Genomic DNA, 23,652 nt, shown 5'->3' on the forward strand with positions numbered 1-23,652 from the left:
AAGAAGAGCCTCAATTCAAATAGGATAACACTGGAAAGGAAAGTGTCTTCCTAAGTGTATCTTAAGGCTCTTCATTTTATTCGGAAGATTTTAAGGCAATATATGCCCGCTGTTCAAATAAAGGCGATACCATTCTTCACGGCTTAACTGTAATTCATTGCCCCGAATAATGTCAGCCATCCGTTTTTGATTAGTTGTACCAGCAATCAACTGAATGTTTGCTGGGTGTCGCAAAATCCAAGCTGCTGCAATAGCGGTTGGAGTTGTTTCATATTTATCAGCTAACTCTGTAAGAGTCTCGTTCAATTCGGGGAACTTCTCATCATTCCCGATAAAAACGCCTTCAAAGAAACCATATTGAAAAGGTGACCAAGCTTGGATGGTTATATCATGGAGTCTGCAATAATCTAGGACACTACCATCCCTCTCAACGGCGCCTTCTGTTTGCATATTCACTTCCATCCCATTAGCAATCATGTTCGAAAAGGGGAGGCTTAGTTGCAGTTGGTTTACAATGATCGGCTGCTTTACATATTTTTTTAACAATTCAATTTGCATTGGCTTATGATTGGATACGCCAAATTGACGGACTTTGCCAGAGCTCTCTAAGGTATCGAATGCTTCAGCTACTTCCTCAGGATCTACCAAAGCGTCTGGACGATGAAGTACCAGTGCATCTAAGTAATCGGTGTCCAGGCGTGTTAGTATTTTATCGACAGACGTTAAGATATGCTCTTTTGATAAGTCATACATAGTACCCGGCTTGATCCCGCATTTTGATTGCAGGATTACATCTTCTCTGTTATATCCCGCAATCTTTAAGGCCTTACCAAACTTGGATTCACAAATGCCATTTCCATAAATATCAGCATGGTCAAAGAAATTCAGCCCATTCTCCATACAAAAAGTAAGATGTGCTGCTAAATTGTCATCATTCATAGAATCAATTCTCATACAGCCTACAGCAATAGCTGGAACGCTTAAACTGCTGCTACCAAGTTTTATCCTTTTCATGCTTATTCCTCCATCCATTTAAAAAACTCTTATTTTTCTATCTATGTTAGCGACTGATTATACCGGAAAACAGTGTATCCCTCATCGTAATCTGTACGCTGTCCCCATTTTACTATAATTCAGAAAATTTTTATGGATGACTCTATTCCTGTGTTAAAAGAATTACAGTCGAAATTTAGACGAGCATGTAGACACACTTTATAAGATATAGACAATGTAAAAAAAGAATAGGGAATTCATCAGTTTTATCGATTATTGTTTCCATATTTGGATAATGTATATTGACAAAGCATAATCAAGCTCATTATAATTTTAATAATTCAAAATATTATAAAGTATGGAAGAGGAGAGTAGATTCTGGATATTTCTCTTTTAGAGAGCTTCGGCAGCTGAAAAGGAGCGGGAAGTACCATTATTGAAAATGGCCTCTGAGCCTCGTGCTGAAAGTATAATTTATTAATTATATGAATAGGTTTCGACGAGATTTGGTACTCGTTATCCATATCAGAGTGTAGGAAGCGTTGATTCGTTTTTACGCTTACGAAGGCTGTTTATGTGAGTAAGCAGCGAATTAAGGTGGAACCACGTGAAGTCACACCACGTCCTCATCATGGTAAGGACGTGGTGTTTTTTATTTTGGACAAAGAAATGGGTGGGATGAAGTTGAAACGTTTATTAGTTTTTCAATCAGATTTTGGATTAAGTGATGGGGCTGTAAGTGCTATGTATGGAGTAGCGCTTTCTGTCGAGCCATCTTTAAAGATTAGTAATAATACGCATGATATTCCAACGTTTAATATATGGGAAGGCTCATACCGTCTATTGCAGGCTATTTCTTATTGGCCGGAAGGAACGGTATTTGTATCGGTGGTAGATCCGGGTGTAGGATGCGATCGCCGAAGTATCGTTGCAAAGACCTCTGGTGGACACTATGTGGTCACGCCTGATAACGGTACCCTATCCCATATCAAAAATAAAATTGGCATCACGGAAGCAAGAGTGATAGATGAGAAGGTAAATCGTTTGCCGCGTTCAGGAGAATCCTACACTTTCCACGGGCGTGATGTTTATGCGTATACAGGGGCAAGGATTGCAGCTGGGGTGATTAGTTTTGAGGAAGTGGGGCCGGAAATACCTGTTGATTCCCTTATTGAACTACCTCTTTATGAGGCATACATACATGATCATAAGATTACCGGTATTATTGAAATTCTTGATATTCGATTTGGAAATCTATGGACGAATATTTCGCGAGAACTCTTTAGAAAACTGGAAATCTCACTGGGAGATAAGGTCTGGGTTCAAATTGAAAAGGATGGAACAGTGAGGTTTGAGGAAGAGGTTGTATATGGCAGATCTTTTGCAGACAGTGCATTAGAGGAAGCCATTCTTTATGTTAATTCACTTGATAATCTGGGGCTGGCCCTAAATCAAAAATCATTCGCTGATACTTATCACATTAGTACGGGCAGTAATTGGCGCATTACCATTCGTAAAGCGCCATAATTGATGAAGGTTTGTCTAACCTTCCTTAAATACATCATTGAGACGTATTATGCGACTTAAGCATGGTTGGTGTGTTTTTCAGAACAAGGGGTTATTTTAGGTTAGATATTTTACTGCTAGTGTTGTTTAATATTGTTTTTCTCCTTTCAGCTAATGCTAAAATTGCATTTCGATGGAGATAATTCTTTTTGATTCATCTATCCACAGGCAAAGTGTTTGTGTGTGATGAGAGAAATAACGCAGAGCATGCGAATTTTTTAGGGAATCATTCAGAATCCAATTTGAGAGTTGAAAACCAAATGAAGGGCTTTCCGTGTTTTCTTTTAAATAGGCTAGTACTAGATCAAACTCCTTGTCCTCGTAGGAATTGATTTTCTCTGGAATTACTCTATACGGACTTGAAGGTGAGAATTGAACTTGTTGAAGTTGTTTGCTTTGTGGAAAAAGGCTCTTAATAACAGGGTTTAAGGGATTAGACATGAGATGCTTTAAAGAATCATTATTGGGCTTAGCCAACATGATCTCAATCGGTTTATCATTCACTATAAATTCTTTTCGCTCATCGAAGTGCAAGATGATTTCTCGCAGCTCCTTATCCTTGATAAGGCCATTTTTTATCGGATAATAAGTAACGCTATCGCTCAACTGTGCACTTAATAATAGGAAAAATTGCGTCAGAAGGGAATATTGTTTTGGCACTCCATTACCATCAATGGATTTGCTCCTGAAGAAAGGAGAGCTATCCTCTTCTTCATCAATAAAAAAATCTCTATTAAAAGGTTCTAGCCAATTCAAATGAACTCCCCCAATAACTATGATTTATTTTATTGTCTTATATTTCCTTTAAATGCGCATCTGTTATTTATCGTAAATGGAGTTTAACCTAATAAGAAATAGAGCTTTAAAGAGACCAAGCTGATTTTCATTGGGTTGGTCTCTTTGGATATTCAACCGAGAGCCAGTTTTTTGCCCCCCTGATAACGATCCTGATACCTTTTTGTAAACACAAGAGAGATGAGTAAGATTAATTCAAACGCATTGGTGATTGCGCCGCTTTCAATTGGGATCTTGACCATGCTCCCGACAATCATAAGTGCGGTTCCAACGAATATCCAATACCAACCTGTCCTTTTCCAAAGAATAATGGATGACACAAGAAGTGCCAGTGTGACCATTAAAATCATGATTGGCGGTCCTTGTGGAGAATTGGTTGAAGAATAGCTTAGAATGCCATAGCTTTTTTCCGCTTTTAGTGAGAGGTCCCACACAACTGTAAATAGTTCTATCAAAAAAGCAATTAGTGTAAAGGCAACTGTAATCAGTATGGCTGAGGTGGTATTCACCCACTTGACCCTAGCACGTTTAAGTACATCCCAGGAAAATAAAATTAACAAAGGTGTAAAAATCGCATGCATCCAGTATCGAGCAGCATTCAAATTCTCTAAAACTTCTCCCTCCCCAATCCACTTTCCGATGCCAAGAATGGCATTATCATAGATGAGCGGTACAATAACCAGAATTAATACATTCGATACTATGCTAACACCACTCTTTTTTATGGATTGAAGCATCATGATGAGCAAGCCGGCATAAAAACAAGCAAACAGTATATACAAAAATGTATCCATCAGAAAACCTCCTCGTTATCCTATACCTTTCCTAAAACAGTAAGGACTTAAACATAGGAATGCTTACGATGTATTTATACATGAGAAAAGAGGATATCCGGTCTGGATATCCTCTCTTAAGCTAATGCAGTCTATTTTACCCCTACGCAAATTATTCATTGACCATATAAGTAAAGTAATCAAAATCAGCAGCCTTGCCTTCTCCAGATGTATCCTGGCACTGCATGCCTACAAAGGCTCCAGTAAAGAATCCGCCACCGCGGATATAATCATCAGATAGTTTATAAGAGTATAGGGTTACTGGGATTTGTATCCAAGCTTCTCCGTCAAATGAATAGGAGTAGTGATACGTGTTTGTTTGGACTTCGGAACGTATATAAACATATTCAATTTCATCCGGTACCGGAATTTCATTACCACTCAATGGTCGATCAAAGGTGAAATTATCACATACGGTTAAATCTAGAACTCTACCTTTCTCTTCGTTCCATGTAAGCTGAAGGGCGCTCCAATTTTCCGTGTTGTAATAGTTTACTAAGCCGGCGGCCTGCTGGAATGTGTCCGGGTTAAAAGCCAATTTAGTTTCAGCTGTAAAGTTAAAATGCTGCCAGCGTCTTGCCACAAAAGCCTGTGTGAATTTTGAAGTGAGTGATTCTTTACCGTACAATCGCAAGTGACCTGGTTTGTCTTCCAATGAGAGATGATCTCCTAGAGGAATCCGTAAAGTTTGGAAGTTAAGATTCAATGATTTCTCGTTAAAATCATCTTTTTCAGGATAATCTTTTTCCCATTTTACTTCCTCCATCTTAGGTCCTTCTATTTCAAGAGAAGGCTGATTACCGCCCACTACATACGGCCAATCGTTCTCCCAAGTCAATCGTTGAATGGCTGTTTCACGGCCGAGCGGACAAAACCCTCTTGGATCCAGCAATGCCTGATTCTCTTTAGGAAGAGGGCGTCCGGTTAAATGAACTAAAAACCATTCATCTGTATGAGTGTGAACGATAGAAGCATGGCCCGCTTTTTGTAATGGATTTCTTGGATAAGGAAACGATGTAATTAACGGATTTTCCGGATGTACTTCATATGGTCCATCAATCGTTTTGGAGCGGGCAATGGTTGCCTGGTGATCATATTTTGTTCCACCCTCTGCCGTTAACAGATAGTAGTAGCCATTCCATTTATATAAATGCGGAGCTTCTGTCAGTTTGATGTCGGTTCCTTTAAAGATAATTTTTTTATCTCCAACTAACTTTTTCTCTTCTACACTATATTCCTGAAGTACAATTCCATAGAAACTATGGTTTCCAAGGCGATGATCCCAGACCATATTCACAAGATATTTTTTGCTGTCATCATCATGGAATAAAGATGGATCAAAGCCAGAGCTATTAAGATGGATTGGATCAGACCATTCGCCATCAATCGTTTCACAGGTACTGAGATAATTATGGCTGTCTTTCCACTGTCCGCCTGTCACCTTGACATCTGTATAAATGAGCCAGAACTTCCCATCATGGTAGGAGAGAGCAGGAGCCCAAATACCCCCTGAATCAGGATTTCCCATCATATTTAATTGGCTTAATCTATTTAATGGGCGGGAAACTAATGACCAATTTTTTAAATCCTTAGAGTGATAAATACCGACCCCGGGGAACCATTCAAACGTAGAAACGGCAATATAATAATCTTCGTCACGTCTGCAAATACTTGGATCAGGGTTAAAGCCAGTTAAAATAGGGTTTTGAATTTTCATTATTGTAGCCTCCTTAATATATAAAAAAATAGAAGCGCTTTCATAAATGTGTAATCTTGATTGCGTCAGCAAAGAAAGCAGCTAATATTGATGCACTAATGGATAGGTCTGAATACTTTGATGATACAGGTCGTTATCTAAGAAATGTTCAGTTGAAAAAGCAGCTACGCCCAGTGCGCAAGAATGACTCGCTAAACTTGAATATTGTATATGTAAGTTCTTTTGATGATTAGATAGAGAATGATTTTTTATGGTTTCTACTAATGAAGAGTGAATCCATTTTTCACAGGCGGCCAGGCGATTGCCAAGAATAACTTGATTAGGGTTAAAAATATTAATGATATTATTAATGCCAATCCCAATCGATTTCCCTATTTCACTGAATAATTCAATTGCTGTTAGGTCTTCATTTTCAGCAAGATCAATTAAGTGTTCGAGTGTAATGGCGGGATCATTCATCATGAGCTTCGCCTGACTGACTAGGGCTCTCTCTGATGCATATAATTCCCAGCATCCATGGTCTCCACAGCGGCATTTTTCTCCGCTTCTTTCGATTGTCATGTGACCCAGCTCCCCTGAAAGTCCATTATTGCCCTGATAAAGTTGGTTATTCAGGATTAAGCCGCCGCCGATTCCAAACCCAATACTGATGTATATCATGTTGGTGAAGTTTATTCCGACACCGAATTTTTTTTCGCCATATGCCCCACAGTTTGCTTCATTCTCAACTTTAACAGGTACACAGTATTTCTTTGCGACCATATTTTTCAAATCGATGTTTTTCCAGTTTAAATTGGGAGCCATTAAAATTCTTCCAGTTGTATCAACTGTGCCCGGTACACCAATACCAATCCCGACTAAACCATATGGTGAATCAGGAATGGAAGCAACCATACAATCAATCATTTCATACAGTCTTTTTTTAATATCTTCATAGGTTAGTTCCTGGAATTTTTCCAGTTTTTCTTTGTGGATTTTCCCCTGTAGGTTGGTTACGATTCCTAAAATATAGTTAACTCCAAGATCAACTCCTATGGAATAGCCTGCATTTTCATTGAAGAATAACATAACTGGCCGTCGGCCACCGTTGGATTTGCCAGGTCCGGATTCAGATACGAGCTGTTCCTCTATAAGCTCGGAAACCAATGAAGAGACTGTTCCTTTATTAAGGCCGGTTTTATTGGCCACATCTGTGCGTGATAAAGGAGGAGATTCCTTAATAACATGCATGACCAAAGATTTATTTTCTTTTTTTACAACCTGCTGATTATACGTTTTCAATGGTCCGCCTCATTTCTATCACATTTACTATAATAGTAACATCTAATACTTTGTTTATCTAGTAGACAAACAAAGTATTCCATGATATTCTAAATTTAAGTTTAATAGTAAGTAAAATTAACTATTGGGGGTTTAATTATGAGTAAAAAGAAAGCGTTTTCATTTCTTGCTGGGTTCTTGGCCTTATTTTTAGTTCTAGCGGGATGTTCGTCAGAAACTGAAAAGTCAAACAGTGATGGAAAGAAAGTTGTTAAGTTTATGCACCTATGGCCGGAAGGAAGCTCTAAACAACATCATGAAATTGTTCAGAAAATCGTTGCTGATTATGAGAAGGAACATAAGGATGTTAAGGTTGAGCTTGAAGTACTTAGCAATGAACAATACAAGGATAAAATTAAAGTTTTATCTGCTTCCAATGAACTTCCTGATGTGGGAATGACATGGTCAGCAGGATACCTTCAACCATACGTGGATGGCAAAAAGTTTGCGCCGCTGGATGACATTCTAGAAGGAGATTTAAAGGATTCTTTTGTAGCTGGTACTTCGGAAGCTTACCAAATCGATGGTAAAACGTACGGTCTGCCACTGGAGCTTAATATAGCCTCTGTCTTCTATAATAAGAAAATGTTTAAGGATAATGGCTTAGAAGCTCCAAAAACATTTGATGAGTTAGTAAAGGCCGCAAAAACGCTTGATAAAAATGGAGTTGAGCCAATTGCGCTAGGTAATAAGGATAAATGGACTGGTTCATTATGGTATATGTATTTAGCAGATCGAATTGGCGGGACTGAAGCATTGAAAGGTGCCATTGATCGTTCAGGTTCTTTCGAAGATCCAGCGCTTGTATCTGCCGTTGAAAAAGTACAGGAATTAGTTGATGCAAATGGATTTGTAAACGGATTCAACGGTTTATCTGATGAAGAAGCAAAAAGTATGTTCATGAACAGCCAAGCCGCTATGTATCTAATTGCTACATGGGATTTGCCAAACTACACAACAAATCCAGATGTACCTCAGGAATTTAAAGATCAGGTTGGTTTCTTTGACTTCCCATCTGTTGATGGAAAAGGGGATATGAACAGTTATGTTGGTGGACCTGGAGTAGGATTGTTTGTTTCTGAAGACTCTAAAGTAAAAGAAGAGGCGAAGGATTTCGTATCTTACTTTGTTCAGCAGTGGGGAGAAAAATCTGTCACGGATGCCGGCGTAATACCAGCTACTAAAATTGATGCTGAGAAGCTAGATTTGCCGCAAATGTATGTAGATGTTTTAGGGAAATTAAATAAAGCAACTAATATTACCTTATATGCGGATGTACAATTAAGCTCCGATGCAGCACAGGTTCACTTAGATCAAATTCAAGCTTTATTCGGTAAGGAAACAACTCCAGAGAAATTTGCAAAAGAGCATGAAAAGGCGCTTTCTTCAAAGTAAAACGACAAAGGAAAAGGATTCATCCTGATACGATGAATCCTTTTCCTACATACAGATGAGGTGGTTTTTATGAATAAGGTGATGTCCAATAAGTGGATTATAGCTATGTATATTCTGCCGGCTTTGTTATTGGTCAGTGTACTGATTTTTATCCCGCTTATTTTGACAGGTTATTATGGACTTATGGATTGGGATGGCATTGGAGCCATGAAGTTTATTGGATTGGAGAACTATATAAATGCAATCCAGGACGCGAAATTTTGGGATAGTGCTTGGCATTCCATTTTACTGGCTATCTTTTCAACATTGAGTTTAGTTATCTATTTAGCTATTTCTCTCATTCTTGCTTCCAAAATAAAAGGGGCAAATTTATTAAGGAAAATTTATTTGATTCCAATGCTGCTATCTTCAGTGGCTATTGCGCAGCTTTGGATTAAAGTGTTCAATCCATCGAACGGAATATTAAATACGATATTGGTTTGGTTTGGGGTTGAAAATCCACCATTATGGTTATCTGATACATCTATCGTTTTATATGCTATTTTTATCCCCATCCTATGGCAGTATGCAGGATTTTATATTTTGATTTATTATGCAGCCCTAAAAAATATACCTGAATCTTTAATTGAAGCAGCAAAAATAGACGGTGCTACTCCATGGCAGATTGCCATGAAGATTAAATTGCCGCTAATCATGGGAGTTGTAAAAGTTACAATTGTACTGGCTATTGTTGGTTCACTTAAATATTTCGATCTTATTTATGTTATGACAGGCGGAGGTCCGAACGGATCCAGTGAAGTAATGGCATCCTATATGTATAAGCTGGCTTTCTCATCCTCTAATTTTGGTTACGGCAGTGCAATTGGCTTCCTGTTACTGGTCATTACGTTAATTGTGACGTTTATTATCAATAAACTGACTGCATCCAAGGAAGAAATCCAATATTAGAGAGGAGAGGAAAATAATGGCTCGTTTTGGAAAGATAGTATTATATATTTGTTTGACAGTTGTTGCGGTCTTTCAGGTGTTCCCAATTATTTGGCTTTTCCTGTTTTCATTAAAGAGCAATCAGGAGATATTTGCGGGTTCGCCCTTTGCTCTTCCCTCCGAATTTAGATGGGAAAACTATTTGAAGGTTTGGGATGGAGGCATAGGATTATACTTTTTTAATAGTATTTGGATTACAGGAGTAGCCATTATTTTGACAGTTCTTTTTGCAAGTATGGCAACTTATGCGATTACGAGGATGCATTGGAAATTCAGTAAGCTGGTGCTTGGTTTGTTTATGATCGGGTTGATGATTCCAATTCACTCAGCATTAATTCCATTGTTCAATATGTTTTTGAACGTAAACTTAATTGATAATCCATGGTCGATTGTTCTTACCTACACTGCATATAATTTACCGATTACGATGATGATTCTGCTTGGCTTCTATACTACATTGCCAAGAGAAATTGAAGAGGCTGCGATCATAGATGGAAGCTCAATCAACCGGATGTTTTTCCGGATTGTCCTGCCAATGTCCATGCCTATTCTTTCTACGACAGTCATCATCAATATGATTTACAATTGGAATGAATTCGTTTTTGTTAATACGTTTATCAGCTCTGATAAATATAAAACCTTAACAGTCGGCATTCAGAATTTTATTGGACAGTATATGACTGACTGGGGTGCCATCGGTGCCACATTAATTATCAGTTTCCTACCATTATTGCTTGCCTTTATTTTCTTTAGTAATAAAGTAATTGAAGGATTATCAGCTAGCGCAGTAAAAGGATAATAGGATAAACCAAAGCGACATACACCTGGCATGGGGAGTATGTCGTTTTTATGGTTAAGGAATTTATTCAATGAAATCAATAAAAGCACAAGTGCGATAAAGGAGCATTTGTGCTTTGCGTTTTAATTAACTGACAGAGTTATAAATCAGTCTGTTTGATTTTGTTGTTTGCCTCTAAACGTTTGAAAGAGGAAGAGGCTAACCATGATGTAATAAAGGAATAAAAGCTTAAACCAAAAATAAATGCAAGTGCAGGGAAGATGAACGAGATGATTGAAAATGCAACAAGGCAAATGACCATCATGATAATTTGGATTGGGCTAATTAACATAATGAAGAATGCTTGTTTATAATTGGATCGTACCGTTAAATCATAATGAGCGAACACAGGAAACAGGTAAAAAAGTAAAAAGATAAAAAATAGAATGCAAGCAAATATCGGGATATGAGTCCAGGTCATAAGCTTGCTTGCCTCGCTCTGTATGTAAAAAAGATCAATACCTATCAATAAAAAGATAATGGATGTATAAATTCCTAAATGATTACTTTTCCAAAAGTCTTTTTTGTAATAGGACGAAAAAGTATTGAACACAGGTAAATCCGAATTCCCTCTCAACCATTCTCTCATTACAGAAAACATGGCTGTGGTGGCGGGGTATATCCCTAAAACAATTACACCGGCCAGTGTGAATAAAATCCATAATATATTTACATAAGCAAACCTCATAACCCATTCCAATATGGTATAAAGGCTGTTTCCTAAATCCTTCAATTACGAAAACCCCTCCCTGGTGAAATCATCTTATTCTATTTATTATACTGCAATATCGCAGGGTGTAATAAATATTAATAGAATAAATAGAATATTTGATATGGAACTATCAATAAGTATAAATAAAATCCCAGGCATTTTCTGCGTTTGGGATTTATGAATAATTCCGGTTGTTAAAATTTATTGTAATGTCTCCAAATATGTTTCATATAAATAAGCAGTCCATTTAGTGTGGGAATTTGCCTTTAAGTTTTTTAGTAGCCCTTGAATGATGACTCCTGGATATTGGGGGTTCAATAAATCATCTTTTAATAGCTCTAATGATTGCTGTATGGTTTGATCTGATATTTCATCCTTTTTTGCAGTGAGCAAATCCACCAGTTCCCCCTTGGTAGGAATGATAGATTTTGAGCTTGTATAGGTTAAATATTCTGCTGAAATAAGCGGAATGTCTGCCTGGTTAGTTAGAATGGTTACCTTTTCAACTAACGATTTGCATACTGTATCAAGCTCAAAAGGATAATTTGATATGAATAGCTCTGCATATAGTTTAGAGAAACTTTTAATGGTATAAACCAAATCTGGTCGCATCGAATCATCCACATTTGGAAATTGTCGGTCAACAATAGAGAATATAATAGAGTTCATAAATTGATCATATTTTGATAACTGTTCAAATAATTCCATACTACAGGAGGTAAATTGTTCTGTTATTAAAACCTTTGCAAAGTTGGAATGGCTTTGATACGAACTAAAAATATTAAAATAAAAATGATAAAGCAGTGAATGGTCTGAATTAGATTCACTGACCGCCTGTTCAATATTCGCTGCCATATCGCTCAGGAAGTAATCAATAAGTGCATAAACTAATTCATCCTTAGATTTATAAGATAGGTAGAATGCGCCTTTTGAGATTCCGCATACTTCCGTTATTTGTTGAACAGATGTTGCTTCAATTCCATTCTTTGCGAAAAGCTCAAAGGCCCTTTCCATTATTAATTGTTTTTTAACCATGCCGACACCCCTGTTCATTTAGTTGACATCTGACCAACCAGTCATTATTATAATTAATTGTAGGAATTGAGTCAATTGTTTGAATTTTTTTAGTTAAAGGAAGGTGTAAGGGTGAAGGGGTTAGTCAACTTTGTTTTAGGAAATAAACTGGCCGTGTGGCTATTAACGATTATTATTACAGCATCAGGAATCTATTCAGGTACAAGAATGAAAATGGAGTCAATTCCAGATATATCTATTCCTTACTTAATTGTAATGGGTGTATATCCCGGTGCTGCTCCAGAGCAAGTAATGAATGAAGTCTCCATTCCAATGGAGAAGGCAATAGAAGGACTTGAAGATGTCAATGCCGTATATTCCAATTCATCATCCAGTGTATCTCAGGTTCAGGTAGAGTATGAGTACGGAGTAGATATGGATGAGAAAAAGCGTCAGCTTGAATCAGCTATTGACGGAGTAAAAATGCCGGAGGATGCTGAAGAACCATCTATTATGGCAATCAGTATGAATATGATGCCGATTCTATCCTTATCCATCAGCAGTGAGGAAGAGGACATTGTAGATTTAACCTCGACTGTTGAAGATACAATCCTGCCTAAGATTGAAGATATTGATGGTGTAGCTTCTGCAACTATCACAGGACAGCATATAGAAGAAGTAAACTTCAGTTACGATCAGGAAAAGATGAAGCAATTGGGATTGACTGAAGACAAAGTGAAGGAAATGATTCAGGCGAGTGATATGGAGCTTTCACTCGGTCTTTATGAGTTTGAGGAAGGCGAAGAAGCGGTTTATGTAGATGGTAAACTAAAAACAGTTGATGACCTGAAAAACATGGTCATTCCAGTTACACCGTCTGCGGAAAATCCAACGCCATTTGTGAAATTGAGTGACATTGCAAAAATTGAAACGGTTGGTAAAGTAGAATCCGTTTCACGTACGAACGGTAAGGATGCCATAGCGATTCAAATCGTTAAAGGGCAGGAAGCAAATACCGTGACAGTCGTGAATGCTGTTAAAGATTTAATTGATGACCAGGAGAAGGCAATCGATGGATTGAAGATCGATGTTACGCTTGACCAGGGTAAACCAATTGAAGACTCTGTATTTACGATGATTGAAAAAGCTTTATTTGGCGGATTAATTGCGATTCTGGTTATCTTGTTATTTTTACGGGATATCAAATCTACGATTATATCCATTATCTCTATACCAGTATCCATTTTCATGGCATTGTTGCTCTTGAATTGGATGGATATTACTTTAAATATCATGACACTTGGTGCGATTACGGTTGCGATTGGACGGGTAATTGATGACTCCATTGTCGTTGTGGAAAATATTTATCGAAGAATGCACTTGAAAGAAGAGAAGCTTAGAGGGCGTGCACTGATTCGTGAAGCAACGCTTGAAATGTTCAAGCCTATATTGTCTTCAACATTAGTAACGATAGCAGTATTTGCCCCAATGGTCTTCATTGGTGGTATGGTAGGAGAATTGTTCATGCCATTCGCCTTAACAATGTCATTTGCCTTGATTGCATCGTTAATCGTGGCCATTACAATTGTTCCGGCACTATCTCACTTCTTATTCCGTAAAGGAATATATGGTGAAAGAAAAGAAGGTCAGCATAAAGAAGTAGGTAAACTAGCATTATGGTATAAAGGTGTATTGGCGAAGGTGCTGAACCATAAAATCATCACCTCCATTATCGCTGTTGTTCTGCTAGTTGGTTCAATAGCCTTAACACCGTTAATTGGATTCAGCTTTATGGGATCACAGGAAGAGAAAACAATGTATATTACGTACACACCAGCTACTGGTGAGTTACAGGAAGATACATTGAAAAACATTGAGCAAGTCGAAGAGAAGTTAATGGATCGGAAAGATATAGATACAATCCAGATATCCGTAAACGATTCTGATTCTGCTGATATGGCAGCATCTATGGCTATGGGCGGCGGTGCTGGCGGAGCATTAATGTTCCTCATCTTTGATCCTGATATGGAAAACTTCAGTGAGGCAAAAGAAGAAGTTGAAGAATATTTACTTAATATCGGCCAATCAGGTGAATGGAAGCTGCAAGACTTTGCAGCTATGGGCGGCATGTCATCCAATGAAGTAAGCTACACGATTTACAGTAAGGACTTGGATGATCTGCAGAATGCTGTTAAACAAGTGGAAGGCGCTCTCGGTAATGTGGATGAAGTTGAAGATGTGACTTCTGATGCCGAGGATCCATATGTTGAGCACGTATTAAATGTGGATCAGGCGGATGTCCTGCAATATGGTTTAACTACTGGCCAAATTGTTATGGCACTAAATGCATCTGATCAAAAAGAAGTATTAACGACAGTTGAAAATGATGGCAATGATATAGAGGTAGTCGTTCAACGTGAAGCGAAAGCTGATCCGAAATCAATGGATGACTTACTGAAAACGCCAATACCAACTGCACAGGGTACGGCAATGCCTTTATCCGAGTTAGTAAAAGTTGAAGAAGGCACAACACTCAACACATTAGCTCGTTCTGAAGGTGAGTATTATGCGACTGTGTCTGCAACCATTATCGGTGAAGATGTATCCAAGGCTTCAACTGCAGCAGATGAAGAAGTGGATAAACTCGATCTACCTAAGGGTGTAACGACGGGAGTTGCGGGCGTTGCAGCAGATATGACTGAGACATTTACACAGCTAGGGGTGGCCATGATTGCAGCAGTTGCAATTGTCTACTTTATCCTAGTTGTCACATTCCGTGAAGGATTGGCGCCATTTGCCATTCTGTTCTCCTTGCCATTTGCAGTAATAGGTTCATTTGTTGGATTATATCTAACTGATCAAACCATTTCTGTATCTGTTATGATGGGTCTGTTAATGTTAATTGGTATTGTTGTTACAAATGCCATAGTGTTAGTTGACCGTATCATTCACATGGAACGTGAAGGAATGAAGATGCGTGAAGCCATTCTTGAGGCTGGAGCAACAAGATTGCGCCCAATTCTCATGACTGCTATTGCTACAATTGGTGCAATGATACCAATGGCACTCGGTGATGGCGGCGGTGGAGGTCTTGTTTCAAAAGACCTGGCTATTACCGTTATTGGCGGTTTGATTAGTTCCACGCTATTAACTTTAGTAGTAGTACCGATTGTTTATGAGGTACTTTCTAAAATGCTTAAGAAGAATCGTAAGGATATAGTAGAAGACTAAACAACTAAAAACACAGTTTCCTAGCAACCTAGTTTGCTAACGAAACTGTGTTTTTTTGTCTAGCCATTAATCAATATGAGTATGAATTGTGGTATAATTCACAAATATAAATCAATTTAGGTTTAAGGAGTGAACGGAATGACGATGGAAGTAATGGCGGGTTATAACGTAATCGTTCTTACGGAAAAAGCCACAGATTCAAGAGCGGTTTTATGTCCGGAAAGAGGGGGCATCTTAATTCAGCTAACTCTTCATGGAAAGGACATTTTATATTTACAAGAGGAAACGTTTGCGGATCCAGCAAAAAATATCCGCGGAGGAAACCCGGTTCTGTTTCCAATCTGTGGTCCATTACCAAACAATGAATATCAATTAAACGGACATACATATACAATGCGACAGCATGGATTTGCCCGGAATAAAGCTTGGAAAGTAATCGATCAAGCTTCAAATTGGGCTACTTTACAACTGCAGGATGATGAAGAAAGCTTTAAACAATACCCTTTTCATTTTTCTCTAGAATTTACGTATAAATTGGAAGACGGAAAACTAAGTATCTACCAAACCTACAAAAATTTATCATCAGAAACCATGCCATTCTATGCTGGTTTTCATCCTTATTTTAATGCGAATCATCCAAACAGTCGTTATGAAATTCCAGCAACTCAATATGTTGATAATGAAGATGGCATAACAAAAAAGTACGAAGAAAATCTAAAAGATTTACCTATTCAGGATGCAAAGAATTTCAATCCGGTATCTGAAGGGATATCCAGACTAAGTAATAATCAAGACACTATAGAAGTAGAGTATAGCAACGACTTTACTACCATTGTTGTGTGGTCAGAACGGCCGGATCAATATGTATGTCTTGAACCATGGATGGCATTACCTGGTGGATTTGAACAGATGGAAGGTGTTGTTCGTTTACCTGCGCACGATGAGTTACAGGCTAAATGCAGTATCTCAATCAAGCTGGGATAAACCTGGAAGGATACAACTCGGTAAGGCTAGTTACCGGGTTTTTTTATTTGATTGAAAGGAATAGAAGGTTTTTTGTCGAAATAAGGGATAGGAGCATAACAGAGTAAATATCTATCCTCACGTATAGATAGTAAAAGATAAGCAGGGATGTGGAGCAATGTATTTACAGATTCAAGAACCGACGCAGAGAATATCGAAGGACAGTATATTGGTTTGGAGGCTGTCCAAAACACTTGGGCATGGAGCCACTATCCTCGTAGCTGGGGTATTATGGTATCTATCTGAAATGTATGAATGGAAAACGTGGATCACCTATACTTTAATCGTGCTTATAGGTTTGACAGTGCTTTCAGCTATTTATGAAATTTTATTTGAACCGTACTATAAATATAAAACCTGGAGATACGAGATTGACGAGGAATACGTTCAATTGAAGCGTGGCCATTTTATTGTAGAGCACATTGTGATTCCGATGGAAAAAGTAGAATATGTATCGACACATCAAGGCCCCTTCTTACGAAAGTATCAGCTTTATGATGTTGAAATAGGAACCACAACTACAAATCATACGATTCCAGCGATACCAGCTGAACAAGCGATCGCTTTAAGGGAGCAAATTGCGATTTTCGCGAAGGTTAAAGACCGTGATGAAAAAGGAATGGAGCAGGAGTTATGAATCACTCTAAAAAAAGACAGCATCCTGCCTGGATTCTTATAGAAATCGTTTCATTTATTAAAAGTCTCTTATTTATTATCATCTTCCTATTTATTTTAAATGCTGGCACAGAGACCGGTTGGGTTGTATGGGCGCGATATGCATTTTGGGCTGTTGTTGCCTGGGCCCTTATATACATTCCATTAAAATGGTATTCAAATACCTATGAATTGAACGAAGAAGCGATCGTTCTTCATGAGGGTGTGTTGGTTAAAAAGCTGCGTACAACAACCTATGAACGAATTCAGGACCATCATATTCAAACAAACTTTATTCATAAGCTGCTTGGGCTAACAACGATTAAACTTGAAACCGGGACTACGGATGACGAATCGACTCTAATCTTTGAGGCTGTTAGTTCAGAGGAAGCGGATCGCATCCTTGATTTAGTATACAGGAAAAATTCCAATCGGTTAGATGAAGCAAAAGAAGAAGAAGTCGTTGAAAAACAGATCTACTTCCGCTCCACTCAAAAAGATAACCTAAAAGCTGCGCTGACGTCATTCAGTTTTCTAGCCATTTTCCCTCTTCTGGCAGCTGTGTACTCAAATATTGATGATTTTTTTAATGTAGAGGAATCCACTAAAGCAGTGTTTACCTACTTTATGAATCACTTAGGTTTATTGGTTCCGTTGATTATAATTGCGCTTCTTCTTTCTTTTGGAATAGGATATATCCAAACTGTCATCAAGTATGGGAATTATGAAATAGCCGGTGATAATCAAAGGATTTATATTTCTAAAGGAGTGTTGAACAGAAACACTTTTTCTATACAAAAAAGCAGGGTTCAGGCGATTACGATTAAACAGTCTTTAATCAAGCGTCTTCTGGGGATGGCCGAGGTCAAGGTAGTAAGTGCCGGCCAAACAGAGAGTAGTGAACAGGAGATTAGTTCACTTTATCCATTTTTACCAAAGCATGAAGCCTATTCGTTAACGAATGAATTATTGCCAGATTATCATATTGAAGAAGAAATGACTCATTTACCGAAGCACGTATTATGGCTAAGGCTAATTCGCCCTTATTACTGGACGATTGCTGCTTTGATCGGTCTCTTTTTATTCAAGAAAGACTGGATTTGGTTGGCGATAGGTGTATTTGTAATTGAGCTGATTCTCCGCCTCCTTAATTATAAATTTACAAGCTATTTGCAAACGGATGCTTTCATCCAAGTACGAAATGGCGGTTTAATTACAGAAACCTTTTTAACAAAACGTAAGAATATTCAGCAAACCGTGAGTAAATATTCATGGCTGCAGCGTAAATTTAACGTGGCTACATTGGAATTCACCAATCGCTCCAAGCCGGTTGTCATTACTTCATTACCTGATGTACCAAAGGAAGTCGTTGTCGAATTTCATGAATGGTATAAGGGTAGTGAAAATATAAAAAGATTGTAAGTGCATCCAAAATTATCCTGTAATTTACATAGGAAAAATGATACTATGGAGATAGAAATGTTATCTGTCTCACATGTAACTGATACGATCAGGCATGGTGGTATAGTGATAGGTTAGAAGTAACCTATTTCTAATTCCGCCATGCCTTTTTTTGGTCAATAGGACAGGATGAAGATTAATTTCTAAATACAATTCATATCTATAGACAGAGAGGAGCAATTAAGAATGGCATTTAGTTTTTTTAAGAAGAAAGAGAATAATTTGGTGGCACCGTTAAATGGTACAGTTATTTCAATTGAAGAGGTTCCCGATCCGGTATTTAGCCAAAAAATGATGGGAGAAGGTATTGCAATTCAGCCTTCGGGCGGCCATGTATATGCGCCTTTTAATGGAGAGATTATCATGATTGCTCCAACCAAACATGCCATTGCGATCCGCAGTAAATCTGGTATTGAGGTCTTAATTCATATTGGTCTTGAAACCGTTGCCTTAAATGGAGAAGGATTTCAGCCTTCCGTTAAAGAAGGAGAACAGGTGAGAGTTGGACAATTGTTGATAGAGGTGGATTGGGCGTATTTAGAGGAGCGAGTTGAAAGTACGGTTACTCCAATTATAGTGATGAATAGCGATAAGGAAATTACCTACGGCAGTAAGGGAACGTGTACACAAGGTGAAACGGTTATTATGACAATCTAAAACTATTTTTTATTATACATGAAAGGAGGTGATGAGAACTTTAGGAAAGTGCATTATTTTGAAAACGTTTTCAAAATCTGGTCAAATGTATGGCTTGAAAGCGTAGTCTAGCTCACTAATTAAAAGAAGCGGAGGGAGTAAAGTGAAGAAGTATATACAAAGGCTGGGCGGCTCGTTAATGTTGCCTGTCGCAGTTTTGCCTGCTGCTGCTATTTTGATGGGACTTGGTTACTGGATTGACCCTGATAACTGGGGTGCTGACAGCCCTTTGGCGGCTTTCTTAATAACAGCCGGTAAATCAATTATTGACAGTATTCCAATCCTATTTGCAGTCGGTGTGGCGCTTGGAATGTCAAAGGATCGGGATGGTTCAGCTGCTTTAAGTGGCTTAGTTGCCTTTTTAGTTGTAACGACCTTGCTGGCACCGGAAACGGTTGCGATGTTAAAAGGGATTGAATTAGAAAATGTGCAACCAGGCTTTGATAAAATCAAAAATGCATTTGTCGGAATCATATCAGGTATTATAGCATCTTCTATGTATAACAGATTCAGTCATGTCAAGCTTCCGGATGCATTGGCTTTCTTTAGCGGTAAACGTTTGGTGCCGATTATGACAGCCTTAACCATGCTGGTTGTCTCTATCGTTTTACTATTTGTTTGGCCTCCTGTTTATACTGCTCTGATTTCATTTGGTGAAGGTATCTCTAAATTGGGAGCCGTAGGTGCCGGTCTTTACGGATTCTTTAATCGATTACTAATACCAACCGGTTTACACCATGCGTTAAACCAAGTATTTTGGTTTGATGTTGCGGGCATTAATGATATCAGTAACTTCTGGAAAGGTGAAGGTGTAAAAGGTGTCACTGGAATGTATCAGGCCGGATTCTTCCCGGTAATGATGTTTGGGTTACCTGCTGCTGGATTGGCTATGTATCATACGGCGAAAACAAAACATAAGAAACAGATCGCTTCCTTAATGCTTGCTGCAGGCTTTGCTGCATTTTTTACAGGTGTGACAGAACCTCTTGAGTTTGCTTTTATGTTTGCAGCCCCATTATTATACTTAGTCCATGCTGTATTGACAGGAATTTCTCTAGCGGTTGCCGCCACTTTTCATTGGACAGCGGGGTTTGGATTCAGTGCTGGTTTTATAGACTTTGCCCTAAGTTTCAAATTACCGCTTGCAAATCAGCCTTATATGCTGATTGTCCAGGGATTAATTTTTGCAGTCATTTATTATTTCTTGTTCCGATTCATTATTGTGAAATTTAATCTTAATACACCTGGAAGAGGAGAAGAATTGGAGAATGAGGCAAATGGAATGCAATCTGCTGCGGCCTCTATTGAAAATAAATATGCTAGTTTAGCTGCTGAGATTTATACAGGATTGGGTGGGAAAGAAAATATCGTTTCTGTTGATAATTGTGCAACTCGCCTTAGACTGGAAGTCAAAAATATGGAAGCGGTTGATCAAAATAAAATTAAATCAACCGGTGTACATGGTATTAAGATAACCGGAAGGGAAAGTCTGCAGGTTATTGTCGGTACAAACGTTCAGTTTGTTGCTGATGAATTAAAAAAATTAGTAAAGAACTAGTTCATAATCGTTTTAAATGAAAGATACAATCATAGAATTTCAAGTGGATCCTATTAAATTGGCAACTTAGCTTCATTTTTTGCAGGCATCTAGCCTATAATGCAACTCAAACGAAAGCTCCTTCCAGTCGATATGGAAAGAGCTTTTTTTAGTATTACAAGTTCAACTATGAGAGAAGCGGTCAAAGCTATCAGCAATAAATAACATAATCATCCCTTTCTGCCTCGCAATCTCTCAATATGAATCGTAATATAGCCAATTTCCTCAGAGGGAAGATGTATGCCATGCTGTGTAGATAGATGTTCTGCGATTGTTTTAGCACATTGGTAAGAGGAAGGAAACTTACTGCTTATCATCATTAGCATTTCTTCATCCATTGTGCGTTCAGGAGCTTCATTGACTCTATACAGGGTGTAGCGAAAATGAGTTATTAAGCGCTCGTAGGAAAGTCCTGTTTCTTCTAAACTGATAGAAAAATAGTCCCTGATCATATGTACAATTTCATTAATAATAGAAGTTTGGCGCAGGGAGACTTGCAGATTTCCAGACGGAATAGATGCCGTATGCAGATGGAGCGCGATAAAGGCAGCTTCATCTATGGGCATTTGTATACCTATTTTCTCCTTAACATGATTGATCGCCCAAATGCCTATGTCAAACTCCTTTTTATATAAAACTCTTATTTCGGGGATAAGTTTATTTTTTATAAATATACCATCTTCATGGCGTTCAATCGCAAACGTAAGATGGTCTGCGAGAGCAATAAAGATATGGGGATTTAATTTTACTTGAAGGCAATCCTCAGCATACTGAATAATCTCCTGTGTTAGAATCATATGCTCATTGGGGATTTGGGGCAAAAGCTGATCAAAATGATCACTGTTTTTGATAACAAATAGTTTATCGATCTTATTCCTATTGATGATATCGTTTTTCCCTTTATTAAATGCAATTCCTGGACCCAGCGCAATTTTTTCCTGATTTTCATCCATGACAATAACGGCATTATTATTAAGGACTTTCTTGATTTTCATGCATCTTCATCTCCTGCAATCCTTGGCATATTAGTTTTATATCGGTGGGAAAGTGGTTACTTCTATCATATTAAAATAGATAATAGATGTAAAATTTATATTTAATTGGAAGAAAATTGTGTAGTTGTTAAAAATATAACAGGAAATAGACGGTTTATAACGAAGTATGTAAAAGAAGTCTTTAGATTTTCAGTAAAGAGTCATTAATAGAGAAAAGGAGGCTGTGATGGTGTTGTCTACTATTAAATTACCAAGTCAAACTTTTATCGGCTGGGGTTCAATGGAGAGACTGGATGAAGGTTTGCAATCTATGAAAAGTAATAAAATCCTGCTAATCACTGACCAAATATTACTTGATATTGGATTGCTTACACCTTATATGACTCCATTGCAATCAAAATATAGAGTTGAAATTTACACAGATGTAGAGCCAGAGCCGACTCTTGCTTGTGCTCAACGATTGGTCGATTTTGCAAGAATAGAAGATTTTGATTGTATTGTAGGTATTGGCGGAGGATCGGTATTGGATTTAGCTAAGCTGGCCGCGGTTATATCTGACAATGAAGGGGATGTTGCCGACTATTTAAATTTAACTGGGACAAAACCAATCCTCCGTAAAGGGAAACAAAAAATATTAATCCCGACCACCTCGGGGACTGGAAGTGAAGTGACGGATATTGCCGTGTTATCACTTGATGGAACAAAAGATGTCATTACCCATAAGTATTTGTTGTCTGATCTGGCAATTGTCGATCCGCAGCTGACTGTTTCTGTACCAAGACGAATTACGGCTGCTACCGGTGTGGATGCTTTGACACATGCGATAGAGTCATATCTTTCAGTCCAAGCGAATGATGTGACGGATGGGATTGCCATTCAAGCAATTAAGCTTATTGGAGGGGCAATCCGCAGGGCTGTACAAAATGGTGAGACCCCGGAAGCAAGATCAGCAATGAGCCATGGGAGTTATCTGGCTGGCCTGGCTTTTCACAATGCAGGTGTAGCCGGTGTCCATGCACTTGCGTATCCACTAGGAAGTCAATACAAACTGCCTCATGGTGAATCGAATGCTGTATTGCTGCCTTATGTAATGGACTATATTAAGGAACATTGCCAGGATAAAATGAGTCATCTAGTAACGATGCTGGGAGATGAAAAGCAGACGCCATTCGAGGTGTTTCATCAATTGATAGAGGACGTTGGATTGCCTGTCACATTGAAAGAATATGGTGTGAAGGAAGCCTCGTTGGTAGGATTGTCCGATGATGCGAACAAACAGACAAGGCTGCTGGCCAGAAGTCCGCTCCCTTTAAATAAGGATGATATATTGAACATTTATCAGCATGCATATAAAGGAGTACCTTTGAGTAGGGAGGCGGGAGGCCGGTATGTATAAGAAAACGATAGAGCCGAGAGTTTCTGAAACAGATGGCATTGGCCATGTCAATAATACGACGATTCCCATTTGGCTTGAAGCAGCAAGGAACCCGATTTTTAAACTGTTTACTCCAGATCTCTCATTTCAGAAATGGAAAATGATCATTCTAAATATGAATATAGATTATAGTAGACAAATATATTTCGGTACAAATGTCGAAGTTTTCACATGGGTTAAACGCATTGGAAATACAAGCTTGGAGCTGTATGAGGAGATTCACCAGAATGGTCAGGTTTGTGCCAAAGGGACAGCAGTATATGTTAATTTTAATTTGGAGACTCAGAAAACAGAACCTATACCGCAACATTTAAAACATGAACTTTCCCAGCATGTATATATTGAAAATTGATTAGAGACTTACGGATTACGTAAGTCTTATTTCTATTA

20 protein-coding genes are annotated in these 23,652 nt (G+C 38.2%); 12 read left to right on the forward strand and 8 right to left on the reverse strand.

Annotated features, from left to right (window positions below; translation table 11 throughout):
- Nucleotides 1-90 precede the first annotated feature (90 nt).
- Entirely contained in the window at nt 91-1,014 is a 924-nt protein-coding gene (locus FHY45_RS14075; RefSeq protein ID WP_139892228.1) for an aldo/keto reductase, read from the reverse strand.
- Nucleotides 1,015-1,671: 657 nt separating this feature from the next.
- On the opposite strand from FHY45_RS14075, the gene FHY45_RS14080 reads away from it, so the two are divergent.
- Nucleotides 1,672-2,520 carry an SAM hydrolase/SAM-dependent halogenase family protein gene (locus tag FHY45_RS14080; protein WP_066106884.1) on the forward strand — a complete coding sequence of 283 codons (849 nt, stop codon included), beginning with the start codon at nt 1,672-1,674 and terminating at the stop codon, nt 2,518-2,520.
- Between the two features lie 156 nt (nt 2,521-2,676).
- Here the strand turns inward: FHY45_RS14080 and FHY45_RS14085 are convergent, their stop codons facing one another.
- The 4 genes from FHY45_RS14085 to FHY45_RS14100 form a co-directional block, all read right to left on the reverse strand.
- Complete coding sequence (locus FHY45_RS14085; RefSeq protein WP_066106296.1) at nt 2,677-3,315, reverse strand: hypothetical protein; 639 nt, start codon at nt 3,313-3,315, stop codon at nt 2,677-2,679.
- Nucleotides 3,316-3,467: 152 nt separating this feature from the next.
- Entirely contained in the window at nt 3,468-4,148 is a 681-nt protein-coding gene (locus FHY45_RS14090; RefSeq protein WP_139892229.1) for a hypothetical protein, read from the reverse strand.
- A gap of 151 nt (nt 4,149-4,299) precedes the next feature.
- Nucleotides 4,300-5,907: a glycoside hydrolase family 43 protein gene (locus FHY45_RS14095; protein WP_139892352.1), complete on the reverse strand. Its 1,608-nt coding sequence runs from the start codon at nt 5,905-5,907 to the stop codon at nt 4,300-4,302.
- Nucleotides 5,908-5,985: 78 nt separating this feature from the next.
- Nucleotides 5,986-7,185, reverse strand: a complete 1,200-nt coding sequence (locus tag FHY45_RS14100; protein WP_257469110.1) for an ROK family transcriptional regulator — start codon at nt 7,183-7,185, stop codon at nt 5,986-5,988.
- Between the two features lie 138 nt (nt 7,186-7,323).
- Here FHY45_RS14100 and FHY45_RS14105 point away from each other — a divergent pair, with 138 nt between their 5' ends.
- The 3 genes from FHY45_RS14105 (at nt 7,324) to FHY45_RS14115 (ending at nt 10,405) form a co-directional block, all read left to right on the forward strand.
- Entirely contained in the window at nt 7,324-8,619 is a 1,296-nt protein-coding gene (locus FHY45_RS14105) for an extracellular solute-binding protein (RefSeq protein WP_139892230.1), read from the forward strand.
- A gap of 69 nt (nt 8,620-8,688) precedes the next feature.
- Nucleotides 8,689-9,567 carry a carbohydrate ABC transporter permease gene (locus tag FHY45_RS14110; RefSeq protein WP_066106306.1) on the forward strand — a complete coding sequence of 293 codons (879 nt, stop codon included), beginning with the start codon at nt 8,689-8,691 and terminating at the stop codon, nt 9,565-9,567.
- A gap of 16 nt (nt 9,568-9,583) precedes the next feature.
- Nucleotides 9,584-10,405 carry a carbohydrate ABC transporter permease gene (locus tag FHY45_RS14115; RefSeq protein ID WP_139892231.1) on the forward strand — a complete coding sequence of 274 codons (822 nt, stop codon included), beginning with the start codon at nt 9,584-9,586 and terminating at the stop codon, nt 10,403-10,405.
- A 139-nt stretch (nt 10,406-10,544) separates the two neighbouring features.
- Here FHY45_RS14115 and FHY45_RS14120 read toward each other — a convergent pair whose 3' ends face one another.
- Nucleotides 10,545-11,177, reverse strand: a complete 633-nt coding sequence (locus tag FHY45_RS14120) for a YesL family protein (RefSeq protein ID WP_139892232.1) — start codon at nt 11,175-11,177, stop codon at nt 10,545-10,547.
- Nucleotides 11,178-11,357: 180 nt separating this feature from the next.
- Nucleotides 11,358-12,191: a TetR/AcrR family transcriptional regulator gene (locus FHY45_RS14125; RefSeq protein ID WP_180349982.1), complete on the reverse strand. Its 834-nt coding sequence runs from the start codon at nt 12,189-12,191 to the stop codon at nt 11,358-11,360.
- A 111-nt stretch (nt 12,192-12,302) separates the two neighbouring features.
- Between FHY45_RS14125 and FHY45_RS14130 the strand changes: the two genes are divergently transcribed.
- The 6 genes from FHY45_RS14130 (at nt 12,303) to nagE (ending at nt 20,793) form a co-directional block, all read left to right on the forward strand.
- On the forward strand, nt 12,303-15,401 hold the full coding sequence (locus tag FHY45_RS14130) for an efflux RND transporter permease subunit (RefSeq protein WP_139892234.1): 3,099 nt from the start codon (nt 12,303-12,305) through the stop codon (nt 15,399-15,401).
- 138 nt (nt 15,402-15,539) lie between these two features.
- A complete protein-coding gene (locus FHY45_RS14135) occupies nt 15,540-16,385 on the forward strand; it encodes an aldose epimerase family protein (protein WP_139892235.1) in 846 nt (281 codons plus the stop codon).
- Between the two features lie 157 nt (nt 16,386-16,542).
- Nucleotides 16,543-17,061, forward strand: coding sequence for a PH domain-containing protein (locus tag FHY45_RS14140; RefSeq protein WP_139892236.1), 519 nt, complete (start codon nt 16,543-16,545; stop codon nt 17,059-17,061).
- A complete protein-coding gene (locus tag FHY45_RS14145; RefSeq protein WP_139892237.1) occupies nt 17,058-18,500 on the forward strand; it encodes a PH domain-containing protein in 1,443 nt (480 codons plus the stop codon). Before FHY45_RS14140 ends, FHY45_RS14145 begins: the two co-directional genes overlap by 4 nt.
- A 225-nt stretch (nt 18,501-18,725) precedes the next feature.
- Nucleotides 18,726-19,196, forward strand: coding sequence for a PTS sugar transporter subunit IIA (locus tag FHY45_RS14150; protein ID WP_139892238.1), 471 nt, complete (start codon nt 18,726-18,728; stop codon nt 19,194-19,196).
- A 142-nt stretch (nt 19,197-19,338) separates the two neighbouring features.
- Nucleotides 19,339-20,793, forward strand: coding sequence for an N-acetylglucosamine-specific PTS transporter subunit IIBC (gene nagE, locus FHY45_RS14155; RefSeq protein ID WP_139892239.1), 1,455 nt, complete (start codon nt 19,339-19,341; stop codon nt 20,791-20,793).
- Between the two features lie 209 nt (nt 20,794-21,002).
- On the opposite strand, the gene FHY45_RS14160 is transcribed toward nagE, so the two are convergent.
- Nucleotides 21,003-21,827 (reverse strand): PRD domain-containing protein, encoded by an 825-nt coding sequence (locus tag FHY45_RS14160; RefSeq protein WP_066106335.1) that lies wholly within the window; start codon nt 21,825-21,827, stop codon nt 21,003-21,005.
- 226 nt (nt 21,828-22,053) lie between these two features.
- Between FHY45_RS14160 and FHY45_RS14165 the strand changes: the two genes are divergently transcribed.
- Complete coding sequence (locus FHY45_RS14165) at nt 22,054-23,223, forward strand: iron-containing alcohol dehydrogenase (protein ID WP_066106338.1); 1,170 nt, start codon at nt 22,054-22,056, stop codon at nt 23,221-23,223.
- Complete coding sequence (locus FHY45_RS14170) at nt 23,216-23,614, forward strand: acyl-CoA thioesterase (protein WP_066106341.1); 399 nt, start codon at nt 23,216-23,218, stop codon at nt 23,612-23,614. Before FHY45_RS14165 ends, FHY45_RS14170 begins: the two co-directional genes overlap by 8 nt.
- Nucleotides 23,615-23,652 lie beyond the last annotated feature (38 nt).

This window comes from Bacillus sp. D386, from assembly GCF_006346415.1.

Coding starts and splice junctions, on each gene's coding strand:
- FHY45_RS14075 (WP_139892228.1), bottom strand. CDS start 1,014: ATGAAAAGGATAAAACTTGGTAGCAGCAGTTTAAGCGTTCCAGCTATT.
- FHY45_RS14080 (WP_066106884.1), top strand. CDS start 1,672: ATGAAGTTGAAACGTTTATTAGTTTTTCAATCAGATTTTGGATTAAGT.
- FHY45_RS14090 (WP_139892229.1), bottom strand. CDS start 4,148: ATGGATACATTTTTGTATATACTGTTTGCTTGTTTTTATGCCGGCTTG.
- FHY45_RS14105 (WP_139892230.1), top strand. CDS start 7,324: ATGAGTAAAAAGAAAGCGTTTTCATTTCTTGCTGGGTTCTTGGCCTTA.
- FHY45_RS14110 (WP_066106306.1), top strand. CDS start 8,689: ATGAATAAGGTGATGTCCAATAAGTGGATTATAGCTATGTATATTCTG.
- FHY45_RS14115 (WP_139892231.1), top strand. CDS start 9,584: ATGGCTCGTTTTGGAAAGATAGTATTATATATTTGTTTGACAGTTGTT.
- FHY45_RS14125 (WP_180349982.1), bottom strand. CDS start 12,191: ATGGTTAAAAAACAATTAATAATGGAAAGGGCCTTTGAGCTTTTCGCA.
- FHY45_RS14135 (WP_139892235.1), top strand. CDS start 15,540: ATGACGATGGAAGTAATGGCGGGTTATAACGTAATCGTTCTTACGGAA.
- FHY45_RS14140 (WP_139892236.1), top strand. CDS start 16,543: ATGTATTTACAGATTCAAGAACCGACGCAGAGAATATCGAAGGACAGT.
- FHY45_RS14145 (WP_139892237.1), top strand. CDS start 17,058: ATGAATCACTCTAAAAAAAGACAGCATCCTGCCTGGATTCTTATAGAA.
- FHY45_RS14150 (WP_139892238.1), top strand. CDS start 18,726: ATGGCATTTAGTTTTTTTAAGAAGAAAGAGAATAATTTGGTGGCACCG.
- FHY45_RS14160 (WP_066106335.1), bottom strand. CDS start 21,827: ATGAAAATCAAGAAAGTCCTTAATAATAATGCCGTTATTGTCATGGAT.
- FHY45_RS14165 (WP_066106338.1), top strand. CDS start 22,054: ATGGTGTTGTCTACTATTAAATTACCAAGTCAAACTTTTATCGGCTGG.
- FHY45_RS14170 (WP_066106341.1), top strand. CDS start 23,216: ATGTATAAGAAAACGATAGAGCCGAGAGTTTCTGAAACAGATGGCATT.